This is a genomic window from uncultured Thioclava sp. (genome assembly GCF_913064665.1).
Classification (GTDB): Bacteria; Pseudomonadota; Alphaproteobacteria; order Rhodobacterales; family Rhodobacteraceae; genus Thioclava; species Thioclava arctica.
On the sequence record NZ_CAJYBT010000083.1, the window covers coordinates 1 to 4,471 of the forward strand.

Here is a 4,471-nt window from a genome sequence, read left to right on the forward strand (position 1 = left end):
CCCAACCTCGATGCCAAGCTGCGCACCCAGATGCGCGCCGAGATCAAGCGGCTGCACAAGCGGCTTGGCGCCACCTCGATCTATGTCACCCATGACCAGGTCGAGGCGATGACGCTGGCCGACCGTATCGTCGTCATGCATGACGGCCGGATCGAGCAGATCGGCTCGCCCATGGAGCTCTTCCTCAACCCGGCCAATACCTTTGTTGCAGGTTTCCTCGGCTCTCCGCCGATGAATATGCTCAAAGCTAAGATCGTCGCGGGCGAGCATGCGCCTTGCGCAGAATTCGAGGGGGGGCGTATCGCATTGCAACCGCTGCCTGCGCTGCAGAACGCGGTGGGCACAGAGGTCACGTTGGGCATCCGCCCGGAATTTGTGAGCGTGACCGATGACGACGCGCCCAACCGCATCGCGATCGAGGTAGATCTGGTGGAAACCCTTGGCTCGGAAGCCCTGATCCACACCACGCTACAAGGTGCACCCTTTGTCATCCGCGCCGAAACGGTTGGGCGCACGGCGCCGCTGGACAGCGTGTCGGGATTTACCATCGCGCCACATCTGATCCGCGTCTTTGATGGAGAGACGGGGCAGGCGCTGGCGGGTCAGGGGCAAACACAATGACCAGCGATCCCAATTTCACCGGTCCCAAGACCGAGGAGTTGGTCTTTGATGCCAGCGAGGCGGGGCGCGCGCGCAAGCGCACGCGGATCGAGCGGGTGACGGGCCATTTGGCGCGGGAATGGCAGCTTTATGTGATGCTGCTTCCGCTCATCCTTTGGCTGCTCGTCTTTCTCTACAAGCCGATGTACGGGCTGCAGATTGCTTTCAAGGATTATTCGGTGTTTCGCGGCATCGCGGGCAGCCCATGGGCCGGGTTCGAACATTTCCATACCCTGTTCGCGAGCGACCAGTTCCTGCGCGCCCTGCGTAACACGGTTATCATCAGTTTTTACGGCTTGATCTTCGGCTTTCCGATGCCGATCCTGCTGGCGTTGATGTTCAACGAGATCCTCAAGCAATCCTTCAAAAAAACCGCCCAAACGATCGTCTATCTGCCGCATTTCATCTCGTCAGTGATTTTGGCTGGGATCGTCATCACCGCATTTTCGCCCTCGGCGGGCATCGTGAACACGGTGCTAAGCTGGTTCGGGATGGATCGAGTCTATTTCCTGACCAAGCCCGAATGGTTCCGCCCGATCTTCATCGGCACCGGAATCTGGCAAGAGGCGGGGTTCCAGTCGATCGTCTATCTCGCCGCAATCGCAAGCATCTCTCCGACGCTCTATGAAAGCGCGGTGGTGGATGGGGCAAGCCGCTGGCAGATGATGTGGAAGATCACGCTTCCCTCGATCATGCCGACCATCATCATCATGCTGATCATCCGCATCGGCAGCATGCTGGAAGTCAGCTTCGAGATGATCATCCTACTGTATCAGCCCTCGACCTATCAGACCGGGGATGTGGTCAACACCTTCATCTATCGGCAGGGCATTCAAGGCGGGCAATATGATCTTGCCGCCGCCGCGGGCCTGTTTAACGCCGTTGTCGCCTTCATTTTGGTGATGACCGCAAACACGCTCTCCAAGCGCTTCTCGCGCACCTCGCTCTGGTAAGGAGGACAGGTCATGGCCAACATGAATCTCTATTCGCGCGGCGACCGGCTGTTCGTCATCCTCAACATGATCCTGATCGGGTTGTTCACGATCGCGACACTCTACCCGTTCATCTACATCGCTTCGCTGTCGATGAGCACGGGTTTCGCGGCGCGCGCGGGCAGTGTCGTGCTTACGCCGGTGGGCTTTACGCTTGAGGCTTACAAGCAGGTGATCTTCGATCCTGAATTCTGGATCAGCTACAAGAATACTTTCATCTACACGATTGGCGGCACGCTGATGAGCCTCGCCTTCATCATCCCTGGCGCCTATGCGCTGTCGCGCCCGCAACTGGTGGGGCGGCGGTTCTGGAACCTGATGGTGGCTTTTACCATGTGGTTTCACGCCGGGCTGATCCCGTTCTTCTTGAACATGCGCGATCTTGGCCTGCTGGACAGCTATTTGGGCATCATCATCGGCTTTGCGGTCAACGGCTTCAACGTCATATTGCTGCGCAACTTCTTCGAGAGCATCCCCAAGAGCTTTGAGGAAGCTGCGCGGATGGACGGGGCCAATGAATTCCAGGTGCTCTGGAAGGTCTATATGCCGCTGTCAAAACCCGCGATCGCCACGGTGGCCCTATTTTGCGTCGTCTCGCGCTGGAACGGCTTTTTTTGGGCGATGGTCCTGTTGCAGGACGAAAAGAAAATCCCGCTTCAGGTCTATCTGCGCCACGTGATCACGACGCTTTCCAATAACCAGGATTTTTCGAGCAAGATGCTCACCGCACCCTTCTCGGTCGAGACGGTGACTGCAGCGATCATGGTCTGCTCGATCATCCCGATCCTGTTCATCTACCCGTTCCTGCAGAAATATTTCAGCAAGGGCATCCTGATGGGCGGCGTGAAGGAATGAACTCGGATCGCATAAATGGAGGAAACTATGCGTAGAAGAACTTTTATCCTGTCGATGCTCGCTTCGACCACGCTGAGCGGGAAGGTGTTCGCAGCCGATACGCCCAAGATCGTGGACAAGCCGCTTGATCTGAGTATCCATTTTCATTGGGCACGCTCGCAGGGCTATATCGAAAGCTGGCCTGTCGAACAGCGCGCGCGCGAGCTGACCGGTATTCACCTGAAAGACGCCACCGTCGGCAAGAACACGACCGACGATATCGAGGCAATGAACCTACTGCTGGCGCAGGGGAAGATGCCCGACATCGTGGGCGGTCACCTGATCAAGCAGCCGGTGAACGAGTATGGGCCGCAGGGTGCCTTCATGCCGCTCAACGATCTGGTCAAGGAACACGCGCCCCATATCCAGGCGTTCTGGGATTCCCACCCCGGCCTGCAGGAAGCGATCTCGGCCTATGACGGGAATTACTACTACATCCCCTATTTCCCGGACGGCAAATTCGCCCGCGCATGGTTCATCCGTCAGGACTGGCTGGACAAGCTGGGCCTGCAAGTGCCTCAGACCGTGGACGAGCTGCATGATGTGCTGGTGGCGTTCCGCGATGGCGACCCGAACGGGGATGGCAAGAAGGACGAAGTGCCATTCTTTGTCAGCGAATGGACTGAAATGATCCGCCTCGTGACGCTTTGGGATGCGCGCTCGACGGGCTCGGACACGCCGCATGACTTCTATGTCGAGGACGGCAAGGTTCTGCACCCCTACGCGCAAGAGGCCTATCGTGATGGCCTGTCGCATGTGGCCCAGTGGTACAAGGAAGGGCTGATCGACCCCGAGGTCTTTACGCGCGGCAATTCCTCACGCGACTACCTGCTGGGCGAGAACCTTGGCGGGATGACCCATGACTGGTTCGCCTCGACGGCGAATTACAATACCGCGCTTGCCGACAAGATCCCCGGCTTCAAATTCGTACCCTTCCTGCCGCCAGCCTCGGCTAAGGGCGTGCGCATGGAAGAGAACCGCCGAATCCCGGTGAAACCGGATGGCTGGGCAATCAGCTACATGAACAAGAATCCCGTCGAAACGATCAAGTACTTCGACTTCTGGTTCACCGAACAGGGACGCTTGCTGTCGAATTTCGGTGTCGAGGGTCAAACTTGGGATATGATCGACGGTCAGCCCGTCTTCAAGCCAGAGGTGCTCAATAGCGACAAGCCGGTTAACAGCCAGATGTATTCCATTGGGGCGCAGATCTTTAAAGGCTACTGGATGGATTACCGCTATGAATGGCAATGGACGCCGGAAATAGCGCGCAAGGGCATTGAGCTGTATGAGGCCAATGATCTGCTGGTCGACCAGTTCCTCGGGGTTGCCTTCACCAAGGATGAACAGGCGATCTATGATAAGTATTGGCCCTCAATCCTGACCTACATGCTGGAGCGTCAGCAAGCCTGGGTGCTTGGCACCGGGAATATCAAGGCTGATTGGGACGACTACGTCAAGACGCTCGACAAGATGGGTTACCCCAAGGTGATCGATGTCATGAACTCGGCCTACAAGCGCCAATACGCCAAATAAAACCCGCAAGGTCCGGGTGGCGGCTGCCAGAATGCGGCCGCCACCCCTTCGAGACATACCAGAAAAACGGATAGCCCAAGATGCCCGGCACGACCCTTCCCTCGCTTGGCGGGCCGCAACCTGGCCGCCGGACACTTCAATGCGCGCCCACTGACAGCACGCAGATCGTCGAAAACCCGCCGCGTTTCACTTGGCTGCCGGTGATCGAGGATGGCGCGCAATATGTGCTGCGCCTGTCCCGCGATGCGAAATTCAGTGCGCGCGAAACGCAGGTCTTTAGTAATATCCCGCTGAATTTCTTTACCCCCGACCGGGTGCTGGAGCCGGGCACCTATCACTGGTCCTATGCCGTGTGCGACCCTGCCACCGGCAAGCCGGTCAGCGGTTGG

Annotated in this window: 4 protein-coding genes and 1 pseudogene; all 5 read left to right on the forward strand. The window is 57.9% G+C overall.

The genetic code is table 11. The annotated features are described in order from the left end of the window. The coding region (locus QZ571_RS18250) for a TOBE domain-containing protein (RefSeq protein WP_295537574.1) at positions 1-621 on the forward strand (621 nt) is incomplete at its 5' end. After that, a complete protein-coding gene (locus tag QZ571_RS18255) occupies positions 618-1,613 on the forward strand; it encodes a sugar ABC transporter permease (protein WP_295537576.1) in 996 nt (331 codons plus the stop codon). The genes QZ571_RS18250 and QZ571_RS18255, both read left to right, overlap by 4 nt. 12 nt (positions 1,614-1,625) lie before the next feature. Further along, complete coding sequence (locus tag QZ571_RS18260; RefSeq protein ID WP_295537578.1) at positions 1,626-2,507, forward strand: carbohydrate ABC transporter permease; 882 nt, start codon at positions 1,626-1,628, stop codon at positions 2,505-2,507. 27 nt (positions 2,508-2,534) lie between these two features. Further along, positions 2,535-4,082, forward strand: a complete 1,548-nt coding sequence (locus QZ571_RS18265) for an extracellular solute-binding protein (RefSeq protein WP_295537580.1) — start codon at positions 2,535-2,537, stop codon at positions 4,080-4,082. 80 nt (positions 4,083-4,162) lie between these two features. Then, positions 4,163-4,471 (forward strand): annotated as a pseudogene (locus QZ571_RS18270) (alginate lyase); the annotation flags it as partial.